The sequence below is a fragment of the Cupriavidus sp. D384 genome, assembly GCF_001652915.1.
Taxonomy (GTDB): Bacteria; Pseudomonadota; Gammaproteobacteria; order Burkholderiales; family Burkholderiaceae; genus Cupriavidus.
Map to the genome: position 1 here is coordinate 63,685 of NZ_BBQI01000092.1, position 20,785 is coordinate 84,469.

A 20,785-nucleotide genomic window follows, 5' to 3' on the forward strand; every position below is an offset into this window, starting at 1 on the left:
CATAGGCGCTATTGCGGCGACCCGCACGCTAGGACTAGTCCCCATCACTGGCGGCTGGCCTTTGCACCGCTATCCCCTACATTGAAGGTGAAGGTGGCGGGAAGGGGTCGACATGACGTCAATGCGAATCACTATGCCAGCGGTGCTGGCTGTTTTTTTATGCGCGGGATGCGCGGACCTGTTGCCGCAGAAGACCGATCGATCGCCGCCCCTGGCGGGCCCGCAGGTCAACGCCGACACAACCTACCCGCCCGCTCCGCAGGCGCGTCCCACGCCGATTCCCGCGCACGAGATCAACATGACGGGCACCTGCAGGCGCACCGAGGAAGACGGCTTCCGTGAGGATGCCGTGGTTCGCGTGGCGCACAATGCCGTGCAGACGCTGACCTGGAAACTGTGGGTGTCGCGCAAGGGCTCGTGCCACTTCGACCTGGAGGAATTCAAGCAGGTACAGCAGACGCCCCACATCGAACTGCATGCCATCGATGGCAGCGGCTGCAAGCTGATGGTGTGGCAGGACCCGCGCCGCATCACGCTGGCCCACGCCAGGTGCGAGAAGCACTGCACGCCGGGGATCTACGAGCAGGCGTGGCCGGTGCTGTTCGATCCACGCAACGGCGACTGCGCGCAGATCCGCTGAACGTCCCGGCCCTGCCCGGCCCGGCCAGCCTACTTTGCCTTCGGCACGCGTCCCATCAGGAAGAACTCGTCGTTCGGGCGCATGCCGATGGTGTTTGCCATACGGTTCGACAAGCCGAAGAACGCCGTGATGGCGGCGATATCCCACGCGTCCTCGTCGTCGAAACCGTGCGCGCGCAGCGCGTCGAAATCGGCCTCGCCGATCATATGCGACGCCTCGCAGACCTTCATCGCGAAATCGAGCATGGCGCGCTGGCGCGGGGCGATATCGGCCTTGCGATAGTTGATCGCCACCTGGTCGGCCACCAGCGGCTTCTTTTCGTAGATGCGCAGGATGGCGCCGTGGGCCACCACGCAGTACAGGCACTGGTTGGCGCCAGACGTCGCCACCACGATCATCTCGCGGTCGCCCTTGGTCAGGTTGCCGGTCTCCTTGAGCATCAGGGCGTCGTGGTACGCAAAGAAGGCCCGGCATTCGTCAGGCCGGTGCGCCAGCGCCAGAAAGACATTGGGCACGAATCCGGCCTTTTCCTGCACTTCCAGTACACGCTGGCGAAGATCGTCAGGCAGCCCGGCAATCTCCGGAACGGGATAGCGGCTGACAGGTGGACGGGTGGACGGTGATGCCTGGGTCATGTCTGTCTCCTCCGGGTATATGTCCCGTGTGTGTACATGCCCGGCCATGGCGGGGCGCCATGGCCGTCAAAGCCATCGCAATCGACTCGGCAGCTTATTCCGCCGCCGTGGCGAACTGGATCCGGTGCAGGCCGGCGTACAGCCCGTTGGCCGCCAGCAGCGCGCCGTGGCTGCCCGATTCCGCCACGCGACCGTGCTCCAGCACCACGATGCGGTCGGCGTTTTCGATCGTGGACAGGCGGTGCGCAATGACCAGCGTGGTACGGCCCACCATCAGTGACTCCAGCGCCGCCTGCACCTGGCGTTCCGATTCGGAGTCGAGCGCCGACGTGGCTTCGTCCAGGATCAGGATCGGGGCGTCCTTGTAGATCGCCCGCGCAATCGCCAGACGCTGGCGCTGGCCGCCCGACAGCTTCATGCCATTGTCGCCAATATTGGTCTCCAGCCCTTCGGGCAGGCCCTTGACCACATCGGTCAGGTACGCGGCCGCCAGCGCGCGCTCGACACGCGCCATGTCGATCTTCTCGCGCGGATGTACGCCATAGGCCACATTGGCGGCCACCGTATCGTTGAACAGCACCACATCCTGGCTCACGAACGCGATCTGGCGGCGCAGGTCGTTCAGGCCGAACTCGCCGATCGGCTTGCCATCGAGCATGATGCGGCCTTCGGTCGGGTCGAAGAAGCGCGGCAGCAGGTTCACCAGCGTGGTCTTGCCACTGCCCGACGGGCCCACCAGCGCCACCACCTCGCCCGGTGCGGCATGGAAGCTCACACGGTTCAGCGCCGGGCGTGCGGCATCGCCATAGCGGAAGCCGACGTTCTCGAACGCCAGTTCGCCCCGTGCGCGATCCAGCGGCAGACCGCCGGTCTGCGGCTCGATCGGCTCGTCGATCAGCCCGAAGATCATTTCGGCGGCGGTCAGGCCACGCTGCAGCGGCTGGTTCAGGTCGGTCAGGTGCTTGAGCGGTGAAATCAGCAGCAGCATCGCCATCACGAAGCCGGTAAATCCGCCAATGGTGGTCTGGTTGCCCTGCGCCTGGATCATCGCGATGGTCAGGATCACCGACAGCGCCAGCGACGCCAGGAACGCCGTCACCGGCTGGTTCAGGCCCCCGGCCACGGCCATGCGCATCGAATAGCCGCGCAGGCGCTCGGCCATCGTGGCAAACCGCGCAGTCTCGTATTCCTCGCCACCATGCAGCTTGACGACCTTGTAGCCACCGGCCGCCTCTTCCACCACGTAGGCCGCGGTGTTGGTCAGCGCCTGGTGCTCGCGGTTCAGGCGGCGCAGGCGGCGATTCACCTTCGACATCACGAAGCCGATGGTCGGCAGCAGCACCGCCACCACCAGCGTCAGGCGCCAGTTGGTGTAGAACAGGTACACCAGCAGCGCCAGCACGGTCAGCGAATCGCGCACCAGCGTGATCAGCACGCCGGTCAGGATCTGCATGACCTGGTTGACCTCGAAAATCACGGCGTTGATCAGCGATGCGGCGGTATTGCGGTGATAGAACAGCGCCGGGGCATGCAGCATGCGTTCGAACATCTGCATGCGCATCTTCAGCAGCACCTTGTTCGAGATCAGCGACAGCAGGTACCCCGACGCGAACTGGGCCACGCCACGCACCAGCGCCACGCCCACCAGCAGCGCCGGCACATGCCAGAGCTTGCCGGCGTAGCTGCCGCCGAAGCCCTTGTCGAGCAGGTCGTTGACAACCTTCGGGATAATGCCCTCGCTGGCCGCCACGAGTGCCATGGCAAGAATCGCCAGCACGAAATTGCGCATCTCGGGCTTCAGGTATCCCCAGACGCGCTTGAGGGTGTCGGATTCCTGGGGCGTTTGCTTTTTGCTGTCTTTCACGTTGGCTCCACTTGCCGATCGGGGCCCGCGCCGACTGCCGCTAGAATGGCGGGCAAATCCGGTCTGCGGGATCCATCGCAAGCATGTCTATGAAAATCTCTGTCGTACTGATTACAAAGAACGAGGCACACAATATCCGGGACTGCCTCGAAAGCGTCTCCTGGTGCGACCGCGCGATTATAGTGGACTCCGGCAGCACGGACGGCACGCTGGAGATTGCCCGCTCCATGGGTGCCGAAGTCCATGAAACGGCAACCTGGCCCGGCTTCGGCCCCCAGAAAAACCTCGCCCTGTCCAAGGTCCAGAGCGAATGGGTGCTGTCGATCGACGCCGACGAGCGCGTCACGCCCGCATTGCGCGACGAAATCCTGGCGGCCATCGACTCCGGCCGTGCCGACGCCTACGACATGCCGCGCCTGTCGCGCTTCTGCGGCCGCTTCATGCGCCACAGCGGCTGGTACCCCGACCGCCTGACCCGCGTGTTCCGCACCGGCCGCGCCCGATTCACCGACGATATCGTCCACGAGAACGTGGTCACCGACGGGCCGATCGGCCATCTGCAAACCCCGCTGCTGCACTACACCTACGACGATTTCTCGCAGGTGCTGCGCAAGATCGACCAGTACTCCACGCTGGGCGCCCGGCAGGCATTCCAGCGCGGCAAGCGCGCCACGGTGTTCAGCGCCTGGACGCATGGCAGCTGGGCGTTCCTGCGCACCTGGCTGCTGCGCCGCGGCTTTCTCGACGGCCCGCAAGGGCTGGCGGTTGCGCTGATGAATGGCCAGGCCAGCTATTACAAGTACATCAAGCTCTGGCTGTTGCAGCAGCAGGCGAAACGTCCGCCTGCGTCAGCCGACTGACCAGCGCGCCGAACGCCTGACCCGTGGGGCCGAAGCCCATCTGTTCGATGTGGCGGGCGGCGTGGGTCAGCAGCGTCTGGCGTAATGCGGCATCCTGCAGGCCACTGCGGATCGCCCCGGCAAGCCCTTCCACATCGCCCACCGGCACCAGCAGTCCCGCGCGGCCATCGTCAAGAATCTCGCGAGGGCCGGTCGGACAGTCGGTGCTCACCACCACCTGCCCCACCGCCAGCCCTTCCAGCAACACGTTGGGCAGCCCTTCCATCTTCGAACTGAACGCCATCAGGCGGGCCTGGCGAATCCACGCATAGGGATTGGACTGGAAACCCGCGAACGTCACGCGATCGGCCAGTCCCAGCGATTTCGCCAGCGCTTCGAGTTTGGGCCTGGACGCGCCATCGCCCACCAGCACCAGCCGCTCGCCAATACCCTGCTCGACCAGCCGCGCATAGGCATGCAGCAGCGACGTAAAGTCCTTCTGGCTTTCCTCCAGCCGCCCCACCGAGACGATGAACGGCTCGGCCGGCACCAGCCCAGGCTCCAGCGGCTGCGCGGCCCGGGCGCGAATACTGTCGAGGTCGATGGCGTTATACAGGCGCACCAGCCGGGACGCTGCATCTGGCATCAGTTCACGGGCGTCGGCCAGCATGCTGTCCGTGAGCATGACCACCGCGTCGTAATCCACCTTGCATTGGTGCCGCAGCTTGCGCAGCTTGCGCCCATGCCCGCGCGCCAGGTGCGCCACGCTGAAATGCTGGTAGCCGATCATCGGCACGGGCAGCGGCCCGGTAATGCGCGACAGCGACATGTCGTAGTCCACGACCATGTCGAACCCGCCTTGCTCCAGGATCTTCATGAAGCGGCGCCTGACCACCGGCTTGCGCACCGGTGGCAGCAGCACTTCCTCGTAGATCTTGCCCAGCACGCCCAGCTTGCGCTGTTTCTTGAGCTGACGGCAATGCGACAGCCAGCGCTCGGGGGCCAGCACATGGACTTCCACGCTGGCCGGCAGCCGGGCACGGAAATGCGACGCCAGTTCCGGCGAGGGGTAGGTGACCGTCAGCGCCAGGTCGAACCGGTCCTGCAGCGACGTCAGCAGCGAGACCAGAGACGTCTCGATGCCGCCGTGCAGGAAATGCGTGACGTGAAACAGGATCCGTTGCCTGCGCATGCCCGTCGCCACTCGCTCAGGCATAAAGCACGCGCACGCTGTCGCCCAGCGCATCGCGCAGGGTCGTCAGTGCTTCCTCGGAAGGCGTGATCTGCCACTGGTCGCCCAACGTCGCCTCACACTGGGCCGACTTGTTGACGTAGCGAATGCGTACCGGCACGCCCGGCACCTGGGCCACATTGGCCAGGAACGGCGTCAGCAGTTCACGCAGGCGTTCGGTGGACGCATTGCCGTTGAAGCCCAGGCACACCGCGTCGGCATAGCGGGCGCGGGCGGTCACCAGATCCATCACCGACTCGGCCGTGAAGCGCACGCCGCCCGTGAACGTGTCGTGCCGCGCGTTGCCCTGGGCGATGATCAGCTCGTCCTCGCGGAACATGTGGCGATTGGCATCGTACAGTTCGTTGAACACCGTCATTTCGATCTGGGCCGTACCATCGTCGATCATGACGATGATCAGCTTGCCTCGCTGGGTCATCTGCGTGCGAACACCCATGATGACCCCGGCAACCACCTTGCCGCGCACGTCGCGGCCGTAGCCGCCACCGTTGCCCTGCACTTCCTTTTCCAGCGCGCCCAGCGTGCCCTTCACGAACTTGCGTACCTCGTCGCGCGAGGCATCGAACAGGTGGCCCGAGAAGTAGTAACCCAGCGCCTGCTTTTCTTCCTGCAGCGTGCGCTTGGCCGTCCAGCGCGGCTCGTCGATCAGCGCCGGACGATGGGCGTCGCCCGCATCGTCCATGAGATCGAACAGCGACACCTGGTTGGCCGACTCGGCCTTCTGTTCGGCCGCTTCCATCGCGATCGACACAGAGGCCAGCAGCTGCGCGCGGTTGTCGTTGAGGCTGTCGAACGCGCCGGCGCGGATCAGCGCCTCGATCGTGCGCCGGTTGACCTGGCGACGATCCACCCGTTCGCAGAAATCGAACAGGTCCGCAAACGGTTTTTCCTCGCGGGCACGCAGGATGTCCTCGATGGCGCCCTGGCCCGACCCCTTGATGCCACCCAGGCCATAGCGGATGGTCCTGGCATCGGTTGGCGCAAAGCGGTATTCGCTGGCATTGACGTCCGGCGGCAGGACCTCGATCTTGTTCAGGCGGCAATCCTCGTAGAGGATCTTCACCTTGTCCGTGTCATCCATGGCGAGCGACATGTTGGCTGCCATGAATTCGGCCGGATGGTGCGCCTTGAGCCATGCCGTGTAGTACGCCAGCAGCGCATAGGCGGCCGCGTGCGACTTGTTGAAGCCGTAGCCCGCGAACTTTTCCATCAGGTCGAAGATGTCATCGGCCTGCTGCGAACTCAGACCGTTCTTGTCGGCACCCTCGCGGAACAGCTCGCGGTGCTTGGCCATTTCCTCGGCCTTCTTCTTGCCCATGGCCCGGCGCAGCAAGTCGGCGCCGCCCAGCGAGTAGCCGCCGATGATCTGCGCCATCTGCATCACCTGCTCCTGGTAGACCATGATGCCGTAGGTCTCCTTGAGCACCGGCTCGACGCGCGGATCCGGATATTCCACCTTCTCGCGGCCGTGCTTGCGGGCACAGAAGCTTGGGATCAGGTCCATCGGGCCCGGACGGTAGAGCGCCACCAGCGCGATGATGTCCTCGAAACGGTCGGGCTTGGCGTCCTTGAGCATGCCCTGCATGCCGCGGCTTTCCAGCTGGAACACCGCCACCGTGTTGGCGCTCTTGAGGATCTCGAACGCGGGGCCGTCGTCCAGCGGGATCTGGCTGCAGTTCCAGTCGGTCTTGCTCGGGTCCAGCCGGCGGATATAGCGCTCGGCCCAGTCCAGGATCGTCAGCGTGGTCAGGCCCAGAAAGTCGAACTTGACCAGGCCGGCCGCTTCCACGTCGTCCTTGTCGTACTGGCTTACCACACCGCTCATGCCGTCGGTGCCCTGGGTGTAGAGCGGGCAGAAATCGGTCAGGCGTCCCGGCGCGATCAGTACGCCGCCGGCGTGCATGCCGACGTTACGCGTCATGCCTTCCACGCGCTGGGCAAGCTCCAGCAACTGGCGCACTTCCTCCTCGTTGCGCTCGCGCTCGGCCAGCGCAGGCTCTTCCTTCTTGGCTTCCTCCAGCGTCACCAGCTTGCCTGGCTTGAACGGAATCAGCTTGGCCACGCTGTCGACAAAGCCATAGCCCAGGTCCAGCACACGGCCCACGTCGCGCACCGCCGCCTTGGCGGCCATCGTGCCGAACGTGGCGATCTGCGAGACGGCCTCCTTGCCGTACTTTTCCTTCACGTACGTGATCACGCGATCGCGGCCGTGCTGGCAGAAGTCGATGTCGAAGTCGGGCATCGAGACCCGCTCCGGATTCAGGAAACGCTCGAACAGCAGCGCGTACTTGAGCGGATCGAGATCGGTAATGCCCAGCGCGTAGGCCACCAGCGAACCGGCGCCCGAACCCCGGCCCGGCCCCACCGGCACGCCGTTGTTCTTGGCCCAGTTGATAAAGTCCGCCACGATCAGGAAGTAGCCCGGGAAGCCCATCTTGATGATGGTGCCGGTCTCGAATTCGAGTCGTGCGTAGTATGCGGCGCGCTTGCCCTCGCGCTCGGCCTCGTCGGGGAACAGCACGACAAGGCGCTTTTCCAGGCCGTCCTTCGCCATGAACACGAGGTAGTCGTCCAGCGACATGCCATCGGGCGTCGGGAACAGCGGCAGGCGTGGCTTGCCCAGTTCCAGCGTCAGGTTGCAGCGCTTGGCGATCTCGACCGAATTCTGCAGCGCCGACGGGATGTCGGCGAACAGCGCGCACATCTCGTCCTGCGTCTTGAAGTACTGGTCGGTCGTGAACTTGCGCGTGCGGCGCGGATTCGCCAGCAGTTCGCCCTCGGCGATGCAGACGCGCGCCTCGTGCGCGGTGAAGTCGTCCGGCGTCATGAACTGCACCGGGTGTGTCGCCACCACCGGCAGTTGCAGCGCGGCAGCCAGCTGCACGGCCTGCTGCACATAGGCGTCGGTGCCCGGATGGCCCGCGCGCTGCAGCTCGATGTAGAACCGCTGCGGAAATACCTTGGCCCAATGGCTCGCGGCGCGGCGCGCCCCGTCGGGATTACCGTTCGCCAGCGCCTGGCCCACGTCGCCGCCCATCGCGCCAGACAGCGCGATCAGGCCCGTCGCCAGCGGCAGGCCTTCCTCGCCCGGTTCATCGAACCAGCCGGATTCCAGCTCCGCGCGGCCCCGGTACTGGTTGCCCAGCCAGGCGCGCGACAGCAGCGTGCAGAGGTTCAGGTAGCCGATGCGGTCCTGCACCAGCAACTGCATGCGTGCCGGCTTGTCGCGGTCATCGGCGTTGGTCAGCCAGACGTCGGCGCCAACCACGGGCTTGACCCCGCCGCCACGGGCTTCCTTGTAGAAGCGGATCAGGCCGAAAGCATTGGCGAGGTCGGTCAGCGCGAGCGCGCCCATGCCATCCTTGGCGGCGGCCTTGACGGCGTCATCGAGACGGACGATGCCGTCCACCACCGAGTATTCGGAGTGGAGGCGCAGGTGTACGAAGCGGGGTGCAGACATAGGGCGCCATTGTACCGGCTCACCCCGCCGCTCACTCTGAGAGTTTTCGCAAAGTAACACCTCGGCATGCACCGGGCGGCACTCGCCCGGGCCTGCGCGCGGCGGGTATCGGCGGAGGCGCCAAGCGGCTATAATTTCGCCTTTCCAATCAGGCAGTTACCGAGCGCGCTGGCGCGACCTGCAGCAACCCTGCGGCGCCCGGCCCGGCGGCATCATTCCATGCAGATCGTCAACATTTCGGCTTACAAGTTCGTCACGCTCGACGATATCGAGACCCTGCGCCCCGCCATGCGCGAGCGCTGCGAGGCCGCTGACCTGAAGGGTACGATCCTGCTGGCGCCGGAAGGCATCAACATGTTCCTGGCCGGCACGCGCGAGCAGATCGACAGTTTCATGACCTGGCTGCACGCCGATGCCCGGTTTGCCGATATCGCCCCCAAGGAAAGCCAGTCGGACAATCAGCCCTTCAAGCGCATGCTGGTGCGCGCCAAGAAGGAAATCATCACCATGAAGATGCCGCTGATCCGCCCGGAATCGGGCCGCGCGCCGTCGGTGCGCCCGGTGGATCTCAAGCGCTGGCTTGACCAGGGCCATGATGACGAAGGCCGTCCGGTGGTAATGCTCGATACCCGCAACGATTTCGAAGTGGCGGTTGGCACCTTTGACGACGCGGTCGAGTACAACATCACGAAATTCAGCGAATTTCCCCCGGCCGTGGCCGAAAACAAGGCGGCGCTCGAAGGCAAGACCGTGGTGTCGTTCTGCACCGGCGGCATCCGTTGCGAAAAGGCGGCGATTCACATGCAGGAAGTGGGCGTCGAGCGCGTGTACCAGCTCGAAGGCGGCATCCTCAAGTATTTCGAGGAGGTTGGCGGCAGCCACTACCACGGCGACTGCTTCGTGTTCGACTACCGGACCGCGCTGAACCCGAACCTGGAGCCCGCCGGCCCGGTGCAGTGCTTTGCCTGCCGCGCGGTGGTGACGCCCGAGGAGCAGCAGCACCCGAAATACGTGGTGGGCCAGAGCTGCCCGCATTGCGCGGACACGGCCACGGCCGCAGCGGCCGCAGCCTGATCGTCCGGCCGCTCAGGCGGCCAGCAGATGGTAGAGGTTGCGTAGCATCCCTGCCGTCGCGCCCCAGATGAAACGATGGCCGCCGCCCTCGCGCGGATACGGCATCGAATAGAACTGCCGCTCGCCGCCTTCCCAGTGCAGTACGCGGCGCTCGTGCCGCGAGGGGTCCATCAGGAACGCCAGCGGCACCTCGAAGATTTCGGCCACCTCGCCCGCATCGGGCTGCAGCGTAAAGCCGGAATGGATCAATCCCACCACCGGGCTCACATGGAACCCGGTGCCGGTGATGTAGTCCGGCAGCGATCCCAATACCTCGATGAAGTCACGCTTGAGGCCGATTTCCTCCTCGGTCTCGCGCAGTGCCGTGGCAATCCGGTCGGCATCAAAGGTTTCCTGGCTACCGCCCGGAAAGCTGATCTGGCCGGCGTGAGCGGTCAGGTTTGCATTGCGCTGGGTCAACAGCACGGTCAGGCCGTCGGTGTGCTCGACCAGCGGCACCAGTACCGACGCCTGCCGCAGCCCGCGTGTGCGGTCGTAGACGCGCGACTCGTCAGTCAGCTCGGGCTCCCATGCCGGGGGCGAGAGCAGTCGGTGCCGGATGAAATCGGGTTGCATGCGCGGCGCACTGAGCGGCGCGCGGCGGCTGTCGGTCTCCACGACCGGCAGCGCCTCGGGATCGAATTTGGGGCGCATAACGCCGTCAAGTATGACAGAACGTCGGAATGTTGCATTGCAACATAAATGGACAACCACGGCGCCAGAAATGCAAAAAGGACACCCGAGGGTGTCCTTCGCAATGCCGGCTTGGCACCGGTTACCCGGTGCCTGGCGCAGAAAAGCTTATTCTGCTGCAGCGACGGCGGCAACCTTGGCCTTCGTCACCAGCTTTTCCTTGATACGTGCCGACTTGCCCGAACGCTCGCGCAGGTAGTACAGCTTCGCGCGACGGACGTCACCGCGACGCTTCACTTCGATGCCGGCGATCAGCGGCGAGTACAGCTGGAACGTACGTTCCACGCCTTCACCCGACGAGATCTTGCGCACGATGAAGGAGCTGTTCAGACCACGGTTACGCTTGGCGATCACCACGCCTTCGTAAGCCTGCACGCGCTTGCGGTTACCTTCCACCACGTTCACGTTGACGATCACGGTGTCGCCAGGTGCGAATGCGGGGATGGTCTTGTTCGCGGTCAGACGCGCGATCTCTTCCTTCTCGATTTGCTCGATGAGGTTCATCGTTTTCTCCTTAACCATCGTACCGGCGTTATATACCCACATTCGGGGCCCCGGCAGAGGATGGGGTTTCACTTGGCGGGAGCGAACTCCTGCCCTGCTTTCGCTGCCAGGGTCGACAGGTACTTCTCGTCGGCCTTGGACAACAACCCTTGCTTGCGCGCCGCCACGATCAGATCGGGACGCTTGCGCGCGGTATTGGCAAGCGCCTGCTGGCGCCGCCATTTTTCAATCTCGGCATGATGGCCCCCGAGCAACACATCGGGCACCCGCACGCCTTCATATTCTTCCGGCCGCGTGTAGTGCGGACAGTCGAGCAGGCCGTTGACGAAGCTGTCCTGTACCGCCGACTGCGCATCGCCCAGCACGCCGGGCAGATGCCGCACCACGGCGTCGATCAGTGCCATCGCGGGCAGTTCGCCACCCGACAGCACGAAATCGCCGAGGCTGATTTCCTCGTCCACGCGACGGTCGATCAAACGCTGATCGATCGCCTCGTACCGTCCGCAAAGCAGCACCAGTCCCGGGCGCTGCGCCAGCTCCATGACCTTGGCATGGCTCAGCGTCGCGCCTTGCGGCGACATCAGCACGACATGCGGTCGCTCGACGCCGGCGTCCGACTGCGCCGCGCTGGCGGCATCGATCGCATCTTCCAGCGGCTTGCCCAGCATCACCATGCCAGGACCACCACCGTAAGGGCGATCGTCGATCGTCCGGTAATTGTCGACCGTGAAGTCGCGGGGATTCCAGGTGCGCAGCGCATAACGCTGCTGCTTCGCCGCCCGGCTGGTAATGCCCCAGTCGGTCAGCGCGCGAAACATCTCGGGAAACAGCGAGATTACATCGAACTGCATCCGCGTCTCCCTTGACGGCAATTCAGGAACTTCAGTAGTCCAGCCCCCAGTCGACCACGATGCGCCGGGCCGAGGTATCGACCGTACGCAGGAATGCGTCGACAAACGGGATCAGCCGCTCTGCGGCCTTGCCGTCCGGCAGCTGGTATGCCACCTGAAGGATCTGGTGGGCGCCATTGTCGATCAGGCCGGTCACCTCGCCGAGCGTTTCGCCCTGCTCGTTGACCACGGCACAACCAATCAGGTCCACCCAGTAGAACTCACCTTCTTCCGGCGCGGGGAAATCCGCACGCCGGATCCAGACGCGGCGGCCCTTGAGCATTTCCGCCACATTGCGATCCGAAACGCCGGCAGCTTGCGCCACCACGGTACCGCTATGTTCCCGCGACTGGGAAATCTTGATGCTGACAGCTTCCGTCGCCTGTGCCGGCGCCGCTACCACGCCGGCAGCCGGCGCACGCAGCAGCCACCAACGGCGGGCATGAAGCAATGCGGAGGCGTCGTCCGCATGCGGCTCGACCTTGATCCAGCCGCGGATGCCGTATGCGGCGCCCACATAGCCAACCTCGACGAGATCGTCGGGCAGGCTGTCCGTGAACAGCAGCGCGGCGGGCAGCTTTGCCTCCCGGCCAGCGGCACCACCCTGGGTGGCGGCAGTCGACAGATTCAGCGGCTTGCGGCCGGTGGTGTTGCCAGTCACGTTGACGGAGCGTCGTTGCGCATCAGTGCGCACCGGTGAAGGCGCGCCTGCATGACTATCAGGCAGCAGCAACCTTGGCGGCGGCTTCCTTGACCAGACGGGCAACGGTCGGCGACAGTTGGGCGCCAACGCCTTGCCAGTAGGCCAGACGGTCTTGCGCAACGCGCAGGCCTTCTTCCTTGTCGGAAGCCAGCGGGTTGTAGAAACCAACGCGCTCGATGAAACGGCCATCGCGACGGTTGCGCGAATCGGTAGCAACGATATTGAAGAACGGGCGCTTCTTGCTGCCGCCGCGAGCCAGACGGATTACGACCATGTTAAGTCCTCGAAAAAACGGGGTGTGCGAACACGAAACGCAAGAGTATAGCCCACTTCCCGAGTCCAAACAAACACTTAGGGCTTTCCAGCACGATGCGGGCCGCATGAAGCGCTGTTGACGCAACACTAGCGGCATAGCATCGTGGCGAAAACCGCGAACCGGAGGGTTGCCATGCGTCCGAATCGACACTTCTTCGACCTGATGGCGACAGCCCGCGCTGTTGCCGCTATCGCCCTGGGCATCATGGCCTGGAACCAGCACGCCGCGGCCGCACCGCCGGTCGATCGCATCAGGCTGCCGCCGGGCTTCCGCATCGAAGTCCTGACCGACAACGTGCCTGGCGCGCGCGGCATGACGTTGTCGCCGCAGGGCACGCTCTACGTGGGATCCCGAGGCGAGGGCAAAGTGTACGCGCTGGCGCGGCCGCTGGGAGCCAACCCGAAACCCCGGGTGGTGGCTACGGGGCTGACCATGCCGGTAGGCGTGGCATTCCGTGACGGCTCGCTTTATGTGTCGTCCACATCGCGCATTGTTCGGCTTGACGATATCGAGGCCCGGCTCCAGTCGTCGACCGACGCCCTGCCCAGGGCCGTGACCGTGAACGACACCTTCCCCACCGAAACGCATCACGGCTGGAAGTTCATCGCATTCGGGCCTGACGGCTACCTCTACGTACCCGTCGGCGCGCCCTGCAACGTCTGCGCACGCGACGAGAACCGCTACGCCAACATCATGAAGATGAAGCCCGACGGCTCGGACCTGCAGGTGGTAGCGAAGGGCGTGCGCAATACGGTTGGATTCGCCTGGCATCCGGCCACACACGAACTCTGGTTCACGGACAACGGCCGCGACTGGCTCGGCGATGACCAGCCTGATGACGAACTGAACCGCCTGACGCAGCCCGGCCAGCATTTTGGATTCCCCTTCTGCCACGCCGGGGACATTGCCGACCCCGAGTTCGGCAAGCAACGCCCTTGCTCGGCATTCACGGCGCCAGTGGCAAAACTGGGCGCGCACGTGGCTGCGCTGGGCATGCGGTTTTATACGGGCAACCAGTTTCCGGCCGAATACCGCCAGAACAATATCTTCATTGCCGAACACGGCAGCTGGAACCGGTCGGAACGCAGCGGCTATCGCATCGTGCGGGTGGTAGTAGACGATAATGGCCGTATCGTGCGCCAGGAAGTATTCGCCGAAGGCTGGCTGCGCAACGGCAGCCCGTGGGGGCGGCCGGTGGACGTCCAGGTCGCACCCGACGGCTCATTGTTGGTCAGCGACGACATGGCCGACGCCATCTATCGCATCCGCTACGCCCCCTGAAACGGGCCTCGGATTGCCGCCAGGCCCCATGCCAGGCGGCATTCCGACGGACGCGCCAAAGGTGGCAAAAATGACGAAACAATCCGTTACACCGGTAACGGGTTTCGCATAGGCCATCACAGCCTCCCTAAGTACCATGAACCCAACGCCTGACTCATCACCTGCTACAGGACTTTGGGATTGCACATGCTTACCCGCCCCCACCTGCGCCATCTGGTGGCTGGTACCGTGGCCGTCATCGGCCTGGTTGGCTCAATTGCCACCAGCCACGCACAAGTTGCCTTCTGGCAGCGCGCCTTCGCCGAGCATCCCGTACGCATGGGCCGTGTAGGCCCCGGCTGGGACATGGCTGCAGTACGCTCGGAGAATCGCGACCACGTACAGGCCCAGATCGATCGCATGGAACAGCGCGCCCGAAACGACGACCGGCTGAGCGGCCGGCCACCCGGCCCTGGCGGCCAGAACGAAGAGCGCGGAGCGCGCCAGCCCGGCGGCGCCGACCGCAACAATGGCGGCGACGGATCGATGCGCGGCACCGAGATGCGCCCCGCCAATGTCGGCCCCGGCTGGCAGGCGCGCGGCCGCGACGGCGGACGCTGACGCACTTGTCCCGCCCCCCACAAAGGCCGGAACTTCCGGCCTTTTTGCATGGTCAGTCTTGAGTGCGCGCCAGAAAACGCCGCACAGGCTGCCGCCCGGCGCTATCCGGGACCGTCCAGCGTGCCGTTGTTGCGCAGACGGCAATCAAACTGACCTGCCTCTGCCCGGCACCCACTGGCCGGGTCCCCGGGGCTGGGCGCGGCCTCCACAAGAACGATCTGTCGAGGTTCATCATGTCTCCCCTTCTTCACGACCTGGCCCGACACGCGGGCCAGTTGTCGTTATCGCTGCTGTTCATGCTGATGCTGACGGTGGTGTTGTACAGCGAAACGCATATCTCCGAGATGGCCGCCGGTGTGCTGGCATCGATCTGGCCATCCTGACGCTATACAATGGGCGCCGATGCCGCCGGCATCGAAGGGATTTTCCGTTCGCCTAGCCTCGCCTACGATGCCTGCCGCCAGCCAAGCCCCCGCCGTTGCCCGTGACCCCGCCAGCCCGCCCAAGACACGTGGCGGAAAATCCAAATTGATCACCGTCGCGCTGGCCTTCCTGCTGGGCAGCCTTGGCGCACATCGTTTTTACCTGAAGGGCCTGCGTGACGTGTTCGGCTGGGTCCATCTGCTTGCCACGGCGGCCGGAGCGATCGGCGTGGCATCGCTGATCGTGGGTGCGGGCAGCCCCGCCCTGAACTGGGTCTTCGCAGTCGCGGGTGGCGTATCGGTCATCAGCGCGTTCCTGACCGCCATCGTGTTCGGCCTGCGGCCCGACGACAAGTGGGATGCCCGCTACAACACCTACGGCACGCCCACGCGCTCGGGCTGGCCCGTGGTCATTCTCGTCATCTTCTCGTTGATGATCGGTACGGGCCTGCTGATGGCCGGACTGGCGATCAGTTTCCAGACGTTCTTCGAATCGCAGGTGGAAGCCGCCAAGGCGCTGTCGCAGGAATAGCCCCTGTCCGGCAGTCCCCAGGCAATGCACAAGGGCGGGCACCAGGTACCGCATGCGCACGGCATTGACCGGTCGCAAGTCCAGTCGCAATAAGCCTTCCTCCAATTCGTAAAACGACCATACTGCTTAAGTCCGGATCACAGGCGGCGCTGCACTACGCGCAGGGCTGCAAAGGAGACGCAGATGGAACATCCCAGCTATGAGGAAGGACGCCTGGCAGCGATTGCCGTGCGGCTGGCCATGTCATCAGGCCTGCCGCCAGCCAGTGCCAGGGCGGCACTGGAACTCGCCTGCCGCATGATCGACGATAGTCTCGATTCACCCGCCACGGCCCGCAAGGAGACTCAGAAGAGCGAACCCTGCTTGTCCTCGCCACCGCGCGGCCGCATCGAGCGTGTCGGCCTGGGTGGTGGACGGAACCGCGACGTATCGAGTTCAAAGCGGTTATAGCGAAACCCGAGACGATCTGCGGCCTTGTAGAACCGCTGGCGGATCAGATCGGCCCAGATTCCCGTGCCGCGCATGCGCGATGCGAAATCGGCGTCGTAGTCCTTGCCGCCGCGCATTTCGCGCACGCGATTCATGACCCGCTCGGCACGGTCGGGAAAATGCGCCTGCAGCCATTCCTGGAACAGCGGGCGCACTTCCCACGGCAAGCGCAACACAATGTAGTTTGCGTAGACCGCCCCCGCCTCATGCGCGGCTTCCAGAATTTTCTCCAGATCGGGCTCGGTGATGAACGGAATCACCGGCGCCACACTCACGCCTACAGGAATTCCGGCATCGGTCAGCTCCCGGATCGTGCGCAGCCGGCGCGATGGCGTGGCCGCCCGGGGCTCCAGCGTGCGCGCCAGGTCGGTATCGAGCGTGGTAATGGTCACGGCTGCCACCGCCAGCCGCTGCGCCGCCATCGGTGCCAGCAGGTCAATGTCGCGTTCGATCAACGACGACTTGGTGATCAGCGCCACCGGATGACCGGTGTCGTGCAACACTTCCAGGACCCCGCGCGTGATGCGCTGCTCGCGCTCGATGGGCTGGTAGGCATCGGTATTCACGCCCAGCGCAATCGTCTCGCAGCGATACGAGGGCCGGGACAACTCATCGCGCAGACGTTCCGCGGCATTGGCCTTGGCGTACAGCTTTGTCTCGAAATCCAGCCCCGGCGACAGATCCAGATACGCGTGCGTGGGGCGGGCGAAGCAATAGATACAGCCACGGCTTATACGTCAAGCTCTTTGTTCACCTCGAAAGCTCCTGTGCCAACACTGGGTTCCGGGCGGTTTCGGAGCTTTTGACCTTTCCGGGCACCTCGTCTCGTCTGTGCGCGTGTTCAGCAAACCGAAGGTTGTTATCTACCGCTCAATACTGTATATATATACAGTAAATTGCAACTAGCAGAGGCGCTCATGACGTCACTTCGCCCAGGGCTCCGCAAGGGCCGAGGTGCACTGACAAACGTGGAATCTAGGTTCGATGATTGGGGTAGATTGCCAGACGACGAGGCCCTTGCAGCCATTTTGGAGCTCGAGGGGGAACGCCCCGGGCCCAAAACAACTGTAGCGCTTGAAGACGCAAAATCAATAATTTCGCGCAACCAGTCCCCTGACGTCCCATTTGACCAATCGATTAATGCATATCGTGGATGTGAACACGGTTGCTCATATTGTTTTGCCCGCCCCACGCATGCGTATTTAGGCCTGTCCCCTGGCCTCGATTTTGAAACCAAACTCATCGCCAAGCCAAATGCGGCCGAGTTACTCGAAAAAGAACTTAGCAAACCGAAATACTCACCCAGCGTAATTGCCCTCGGGACCAACACCGACCCATATCAGCCCATTGAGCGTGAGCATCAACTCACGCGCAAAATCCTTGAGGTCTTGGAGGCGTTCCACCACCCTGTCGCAATCACAACCAAGTCGCATCTCGTGACACGGGACATCGACATACTGTCCCGCATGGCTGAGAAGGGCTTGGCCCGCGTCTACCTATCCATCACCACGCTGGACGCGGAGCTTGCGCGAAAGATGGAGCCCCGTGCGAGCACCCCACCGAAGCGAGTGGAAGCTATTCGGATGCTGGCTGCAGCCGGGATACCCACCGGGGTATTGGCAGCCCCTATGATTCCTGCGCTAAACGATTATGAGATGGAGAATATCCTAACGGCATCGGCAAATGCTGGCGCGACAGCGGCCGCCTACGTATTACTTAGGCTTCCGCTCGAAGTCCACGACATCTTTATCGAATGGCTGGAGCAGCATTATCCAGGGCGCAAAAACCATGTCCTCAGTATTATTGAGAGCATGAGGGATGGCAAACATTACGATGCAGAGTTCGGGCGAAGGATGCGCGGCACCGGGATATTTTCAGAACTGATGACAAAGCGGTTTGAGCTGGCGTGCAAGAGGCTTGGCCTAAACCAAGAACGCAGAAAACTGCGCACTGACCTGTTCCGTGTACCGGTAAAACCCTCTCCACAAAGAAGTTTGTTTTAGAGGGATCTGCCTAGGGACTTTCTATCTGCTCCCCTGCGCCTCATTCTGAGGCATCCACTCGCTTGGACATGCAACTCGCAATCGAAATGTCAGCACGCGATAACCTGTGGATAACCTGTGCACAACCTGTTGATACCCTGTGAATAGGGAAGATTAATCTCGCTGCGTACCGCAGCAATAGTCGCACCTTCCTTGACGGCCACACTCCAGTCATAGTCATCGGGCTGCAGTGCGGCCGCTTCCCAATCGAATTCCGCCCCACACCTCCACCAATTTCATTGAACTGGACACTTAATTTCAGGCATTGACACCGAATTCTAGGCACAGCATAATGCCACCTGCCCGTCAACGGGCCCTTTCGCAGCAAAAACCTCTTCGTTCCGCACCCACATAGTGCGCTCACGATACCCATCGCAAGGATCTATCATGACGAATCGTCGCAGTGCGAGTCAAACCGCACTTTTAATCGCCATCAACGCAAAGCTCTATGAAGCTGAGCGTGGCCGTCAAGTGACTCGATATCGGTTCTCCCACGCCACCCTGAGGAGACTGTCGGGTCGCAAGGCATTGCGAGGAAGCTTCCTCGAAGAACTCGGAGCAGAACTGGAGGAGTTGGATTGGCTGTTTTTTCGGCTCGCGGGAGAATTCGCAGTCATTGCGCTGGACAAATCGGAGTCTTGGGTCAAGCTAGGCTCAAAGCGCCTTACTGACCATCTAGCTATGACCGACGGCGAGATCGAAACCGCCTACGATGAGCTTCATCCGATGGATGATGATTCTGAGGGCGTTGAAGACTAAAGGTCGAATGGCGGGGCCGGCATCGCCGGCTCCGCCATTAAGAGCTGCCGAACCTCAATGCTGGTAGCTGCAATGCTATCGCCTTGGCGCGCGCTGGCCTCAGCTCCACTAAGGCGCGTGACTCAACCATCGCACGCGGCTTACTCTGACGCGCTGAAGGTAAATTGACACTCGACACACTGCAAGTTGTCGAGTACGTGGTCGTCGATGGCTTTTCCCGCTGTCGCTCCAGCTAGTGCGCCGGCCGCACCCGCCGCGAGCGCTCCGAGGATTCCACCTGCGGCAGCGCCAACAGCTGCGCCAACTGGCCCACCCAAGAATCCAACCGCGGCACCAACTTCGGCCCCGCCGGCAGCGCCTGCCCCAACCCCAGCTGCGCCCGCAGCGAATCCAAGCGCGCCGCCAGTCTTCTGTCCCAGGTTCTTCTTAATAGTATTGCCTCCACACTTCGGACATTTCTCGGCCATGACGTTTCCCCTAGATTTGATTGAGTGACACCAACCGACGTTGTATCGGACCAATACGTGAGTTCTGAACCCTCACTTCTGGGGGCACGTCCCTGTGCACGCAGACCTCAGTCTGGGCGGCCTTCCACGCGGCAGCTCACCAGCGAGCAAATACTGCGGTCCAACGACAAAAGGGCAAAGAGCGACCCGAGGGCGCTCTTTCAAATTGGCTCGTCCCTTACGGATGCACGCGGTCGGGATGCGCGCCCAGCATTGGCTCAATGATGAATACACCCATGCCAGTTTTCTCGTCTTCAGTCATCCAGGGAGGCGGAAAGTAGACTAGCCCGTCCTCTTTGACCAAGCTGAAGCACTCCCGGAGCTTACAGAAATACTCGTAGAACTCGTTGTCTCCCGCAAACCATAGCTCTGCATCCCACTCGTCAAAGTCCGCGCTCAGCTTCGCGCAAGCAGCCGGGCCGAAGCACATCCCTCTGACACCGTACCGCAGCAGCTCCCAGAACGGCCCTCGTCCATCGGTTTCCGGATACTTGTCCTTGTCCATCACCAAGTCGGAAACGTCGTTGCAAAATTCGATGACGCGCCGAGGTCCACCTCCCAGCTTTACTTCCGCGGTCAACTCAACGAGCTTCGCGCACCAGTCGAAGAAGTAGTCGTCGGACGAGTAATCGAACAGACAGTAGTGGCTCAAGTTGTTCCACTCGTACTGATAGATGGCTCCAATTTCCAGACCCTCCGTCAACTGCGGATAGTCGGGCGGCGCCACAGCAAGTACAACGTTCTCCATCGACTTACCTGTCACTGGGTCCTCATCCCACCGCAGCCGATTCTGCGGCTGCCCCAGGTTCTTTAGGCCTTCGCATACAAGCATGTAGTGCTGGGTAGGCATCGTTCTTTCTCACTCCATCAAATATTGGCAATGCCGAACTCAGCCCTTGGGTGTCACGCAGACGAACCCATGCGCGCGTAGCGCAGCGACTGTAGCCTCGGCTCTCGCACGCCACGCGAAGTGACATGCGGTGAGGTATATCTCTACGGAGCGTTGATGACGGAGCGGCGTCGCGCGATTTGCGGGGCGCTCATCAGCGTGAATGTGGAAATCAGCCCGCATATCGCGGAATTTTCGAGGCAAAAAACTATTTTGTAACAGAGGCGAATCTGCCGTGCCTGAGCGTTGATGCTTGGCGACCGCAGCTTCCAATCACGCTCCAAGGCAGGTCGCTGAGAGCTGCTTTGTGCGAGGCATGCATGACGGCTTCACCGAGCAAGCGGCATCATTCTTCC

At 63.1% G+C, this 20,785-nt stretch carries 19 protein-coding genes and 1 pseudogene; 9 read left to right on the plus strand and 11 right to left on the minus strand.

What is annotated here, in order from left to right:
- Positions 1 to 121: 121 nt before the first annotated feature.
- A complete protein-coding gene (locus A9J21_RS21060; RefSeq protein ID WP_066739158.1) occupies positions 122 to 640 on the plus strand; it encodes a hypothetical protein in 519 nt (172 codons plus the stop codon).
- 29 nt (positions 641 to 669) lie between these two features.
- On the opposite strand, the gene A9J21_RS21065 is transcribed toward A9J21_RS21060, so the two are convergent.
- On the minus strand, positions 670 to 1,275 hold the full coding sequence (locus A9J21_RS21065) for a peroxidase-related enzyme (RefSeq protein WP_066739105.1): 606 nt from the start codon (positions 1,273 to 1,275) through the stop codon (positions 670 to 672).
- Positions 1,276 to 1,369: 94 nt separating this feature from the next.
- Positions 1,370 to 3,139, minus strand: a complete 1,770-nt coding sequence (gene msbA, locus A9J21_RS21070; protein ID WP_066739106.1) for a lipid A export permease/ATP-binding protein MsbA — start codon at positions 3,137 to 3,139, stop codon at positions 1,370 to 1,372.
- An 89-nt stretch (positions 3,140 to 3,228) separates the two neighbouring features.
- Between msbA and A9J21_RS21075 the strand changes: the two genes are divergently transcribed.
- Positions 3,229 to 3,999 carry a glycosyltransferase family 2 protein gene (locus A9J21_RS21075; RefSeq protein ID WP_066739107.1) on the plus strand — a complete coding sequence of 257 codons (771 nt, stop codon included), beginning with the start codon at positions 3,229 to 3,231 and terminating at the stop codon, positions 3,997 to 3,999.
- On the opposite strand, the gene A9J21_RS21080 is transcribed toward A9J21_RS21075, so the two are convergent.
- Together A9J21_RS21080 and dnaE are read right to left on the minus strand one after the other, a co-directional pair.
- Positions 3,944 to 5,170, minus strand: coding sequence for a glycosyltransferase (locus A9J21_RS21080; RefSeq protein WP_066739108.1), 1,227 nt, complete (start codon positions 5,168 to 5,170; stop codon positions 3,944 to 3,946). The genes A9J21_RS21075 and A9J21_RS21080 overlap by 56 nt on opposite strands.
- A 16-nt stretch (positions 5,171 to 5,186) precedes the next feature.
- Complete coding sequence (gene dnaE / locus A9J21_RS21085; RefSeq protein WP_066739109.1) at positions 5,187 to 8,690, minus strand: DNA polymerase III subunit alpha; 3,504 nt, start codon at positions 8,688 to 8,690, stop codon at positions 5,187 to 5,189.
- A 219-nt stretch (positions 8,691 to 8,909) separates the two neighbouring features.
- On the opposite strand from dnaE, the gene A9J21_RS21090 reads away from it, so the two are divergent.
- Positions 8,910 to 9,764, plus strand: coding sequence for a sulfurtransferase (locus tag A9J21_RS21090; RefSeq protein ID WP_066739110.1), 855 nt, complete (start codon positions 8,910 to 8,912; stop codon positions 9,762 to 9,764).
- Between the two features lie 12 nt (positions 9,765 to 9,776).
- Here the strand turns inward: A9J21_RS21090 and A9J21_RS21095 are convergent, their stop codons facing one another.
- From A9J21_RS21095 to rpsP, 5 genes are all read right to left on the minus strand, one after another.
- Entirely contained in the window at positions 9,777 to 10,457 is a 681-nt protein-coding gene (locus A9J21_RS21095) for a CoA pyrophosphatase (protein WP_066739111.1), read from the minus strand.
- 147 nt (positions 10,458 to 10,604) lie between these two features.
- Positions 10,605 to 11,000, minus strand: a complete 396-nt coding sequence (rplS, locus tag A9J21_RS21100) for a 50S ribosomal protein L19 (RefSeq protein ID WP_066739159.1) — start codon at positions 10,998 to 11,000, stop codon at positions 10,605 to 10,607.
- Positions 11,001 to 11,068: 68 nt separating this feature from the next.
- Positions 11,069 to 11,851: a tRNA (guanosine(37)-N1)-methyltransferase TrmD gene (trmD, locus tag A9J21_RS21105; RefSeq protein WP_066739112.1), complete on the minus strand. Its 783-nt coding sequence runs from the start codon at positions 11,849 to 11,851 to the stop codon at positions 11,069 to 11,071.
- Between the two features lie 31 nt (positions 11,852 to 11,882).
- A complete protein-coding gene (gene rimM / locus A9J21_RS21110; RefSeq protein WP_066739113.1) occupies positions 11,883 to 12,551 on the minus strand; it encodes a ribosome maturation factor RimM in 669 nt (222 codons plus the stop codon).
- A 58-nt stretch (positions 12,552 to 12,609) separates the two neighbouring features.
- Positions 12,610 to 12,867, minus strand: coding sequence for a 30S ribosomal protein S16 (gene rpsP, locus A9J21_RS21115; RefSeq protein WP_066739114.1), 258 nt, complete (start codon positions 12,865 to 12,867; stop codon positions 12,610 to 12,612).
- A gap of 174 nt (positions 12,868 to 13,041) precedes the next feature.
- Between rpsP and A9J21_RS21120 the strand changes: the two genes are divergently transcribed.
- From A9J21_RS21120 to A9J21_RS21130, 4 genes are all read left to right on the plus strand, one after another.
- On the plus strand, positions 13,042 to 14,190 hold the full coding sequence (locus A9J21_RS21120) for a sorbosone dehydrogenase family protein (protein ID WP_066739115.1): 1,149 nt from the start codon (positions 13,042 to 13,044) through the stop codon (positions 14,188 to 14,190).
- Between the two features lie 186 nt (positions 14,191 to 14,376).
- Positions 14,377 to 14,790, plus strand: coding sequence for a hypothetical protein (locus A9J21_RS21125; RefSeq protein ID WP_066739116.1), 414 nt, complete (start codon positions 14,377 to 14,379; stop codon positions 14,788 to 14,790).
- Positions 14,791 to 15,023: 233 nt separating this feature from the next.
- Positions 15,024 to 15,173, plus strand: coding sequence for a hypothetical protein (locus A9J21_RS32035; RefSeq protein WP_197497540.1), 150 nt, complete (start codon positions 15,024 to 15,026; stop codon positions 15,171 to 15,173).
- 67 nt (positions 15,174 to 15,240) lie between these two features.
- Positions 15,241 to 15,744, plus strand: a complete 504-nt coding sequence (locus A9J21_RS21130) for a TM2 domain-containing protein (protein ID WP_066739117.1) — start codon at positions 15,241 to 15,243, stop codon at positions 15,742 to 15,744.
- Positions 15,745 to 16,088: 344 nt separating this feature from the next.
- On the opposite strand, the pseudogene A9J21_RS21135 reads toward A9J21_RS21130, so the two are convergent.
- A pseudogene (locus A9J21_RS21135) lies at positions 16,089 to 16,958 on the minus strand (PA0069 family radical SAM protein); the annotation flags it as partial.
- A 192-nt stretch (positions 16,959 to 17,150) separates the two neighbouring features.
- On the opposite strand from A9J21_RS21135, the gene A9J21_RS21140 reads away from it, so the two are divergent.
- Together A9J21_RS21140 and A9J21_RS21145 are read left to right on the plus strand one after the other, a co-directional pair.
- Complete coding sequence (locus A9J21_RS21140; RefSeq protein ID WP_082926539.1) at positions 17,151 to 18,236, plus strand: PA0069 family radical SAM protein; 1,086 nt, start codon at positions 17,151 to 17,153, stop codon at positions 18,234 to 18,236.
- A gap of 426 nt (positions 18,237 to 18,662) precedes the next feature.
- On the plus strand, positions 18,663 to 19,034 hold the full coding sequence (locus A9J21_RS21145) for a hypothetical protein (RefSeq protein WP_231906995.1): 372 nt from the start codon (positions 18,663 to 18,665) through the stop codon (positions 19,032 to 19,034).
- Positions 19,035 to 19,718: 684 nt separating this feature from the next.
- Here the strand turns inward: A9J21_RS21145 and A9J21_RS21150 are convergent.
- The gene (locus A9J21_RS21150; protein ID WP_156546052.1) at positions 19,719 to 20,288 is read right to left on the minus strand and encodes a hypothetical protein; all 570 of its coding nucleotides are present in this window, start codon (positions 20,286 to 20,288) and stop codon (positions 19,719 to 19,721) included.
- Positions 20,289 to 20,785: the final 497 nt, after the last annotated feature.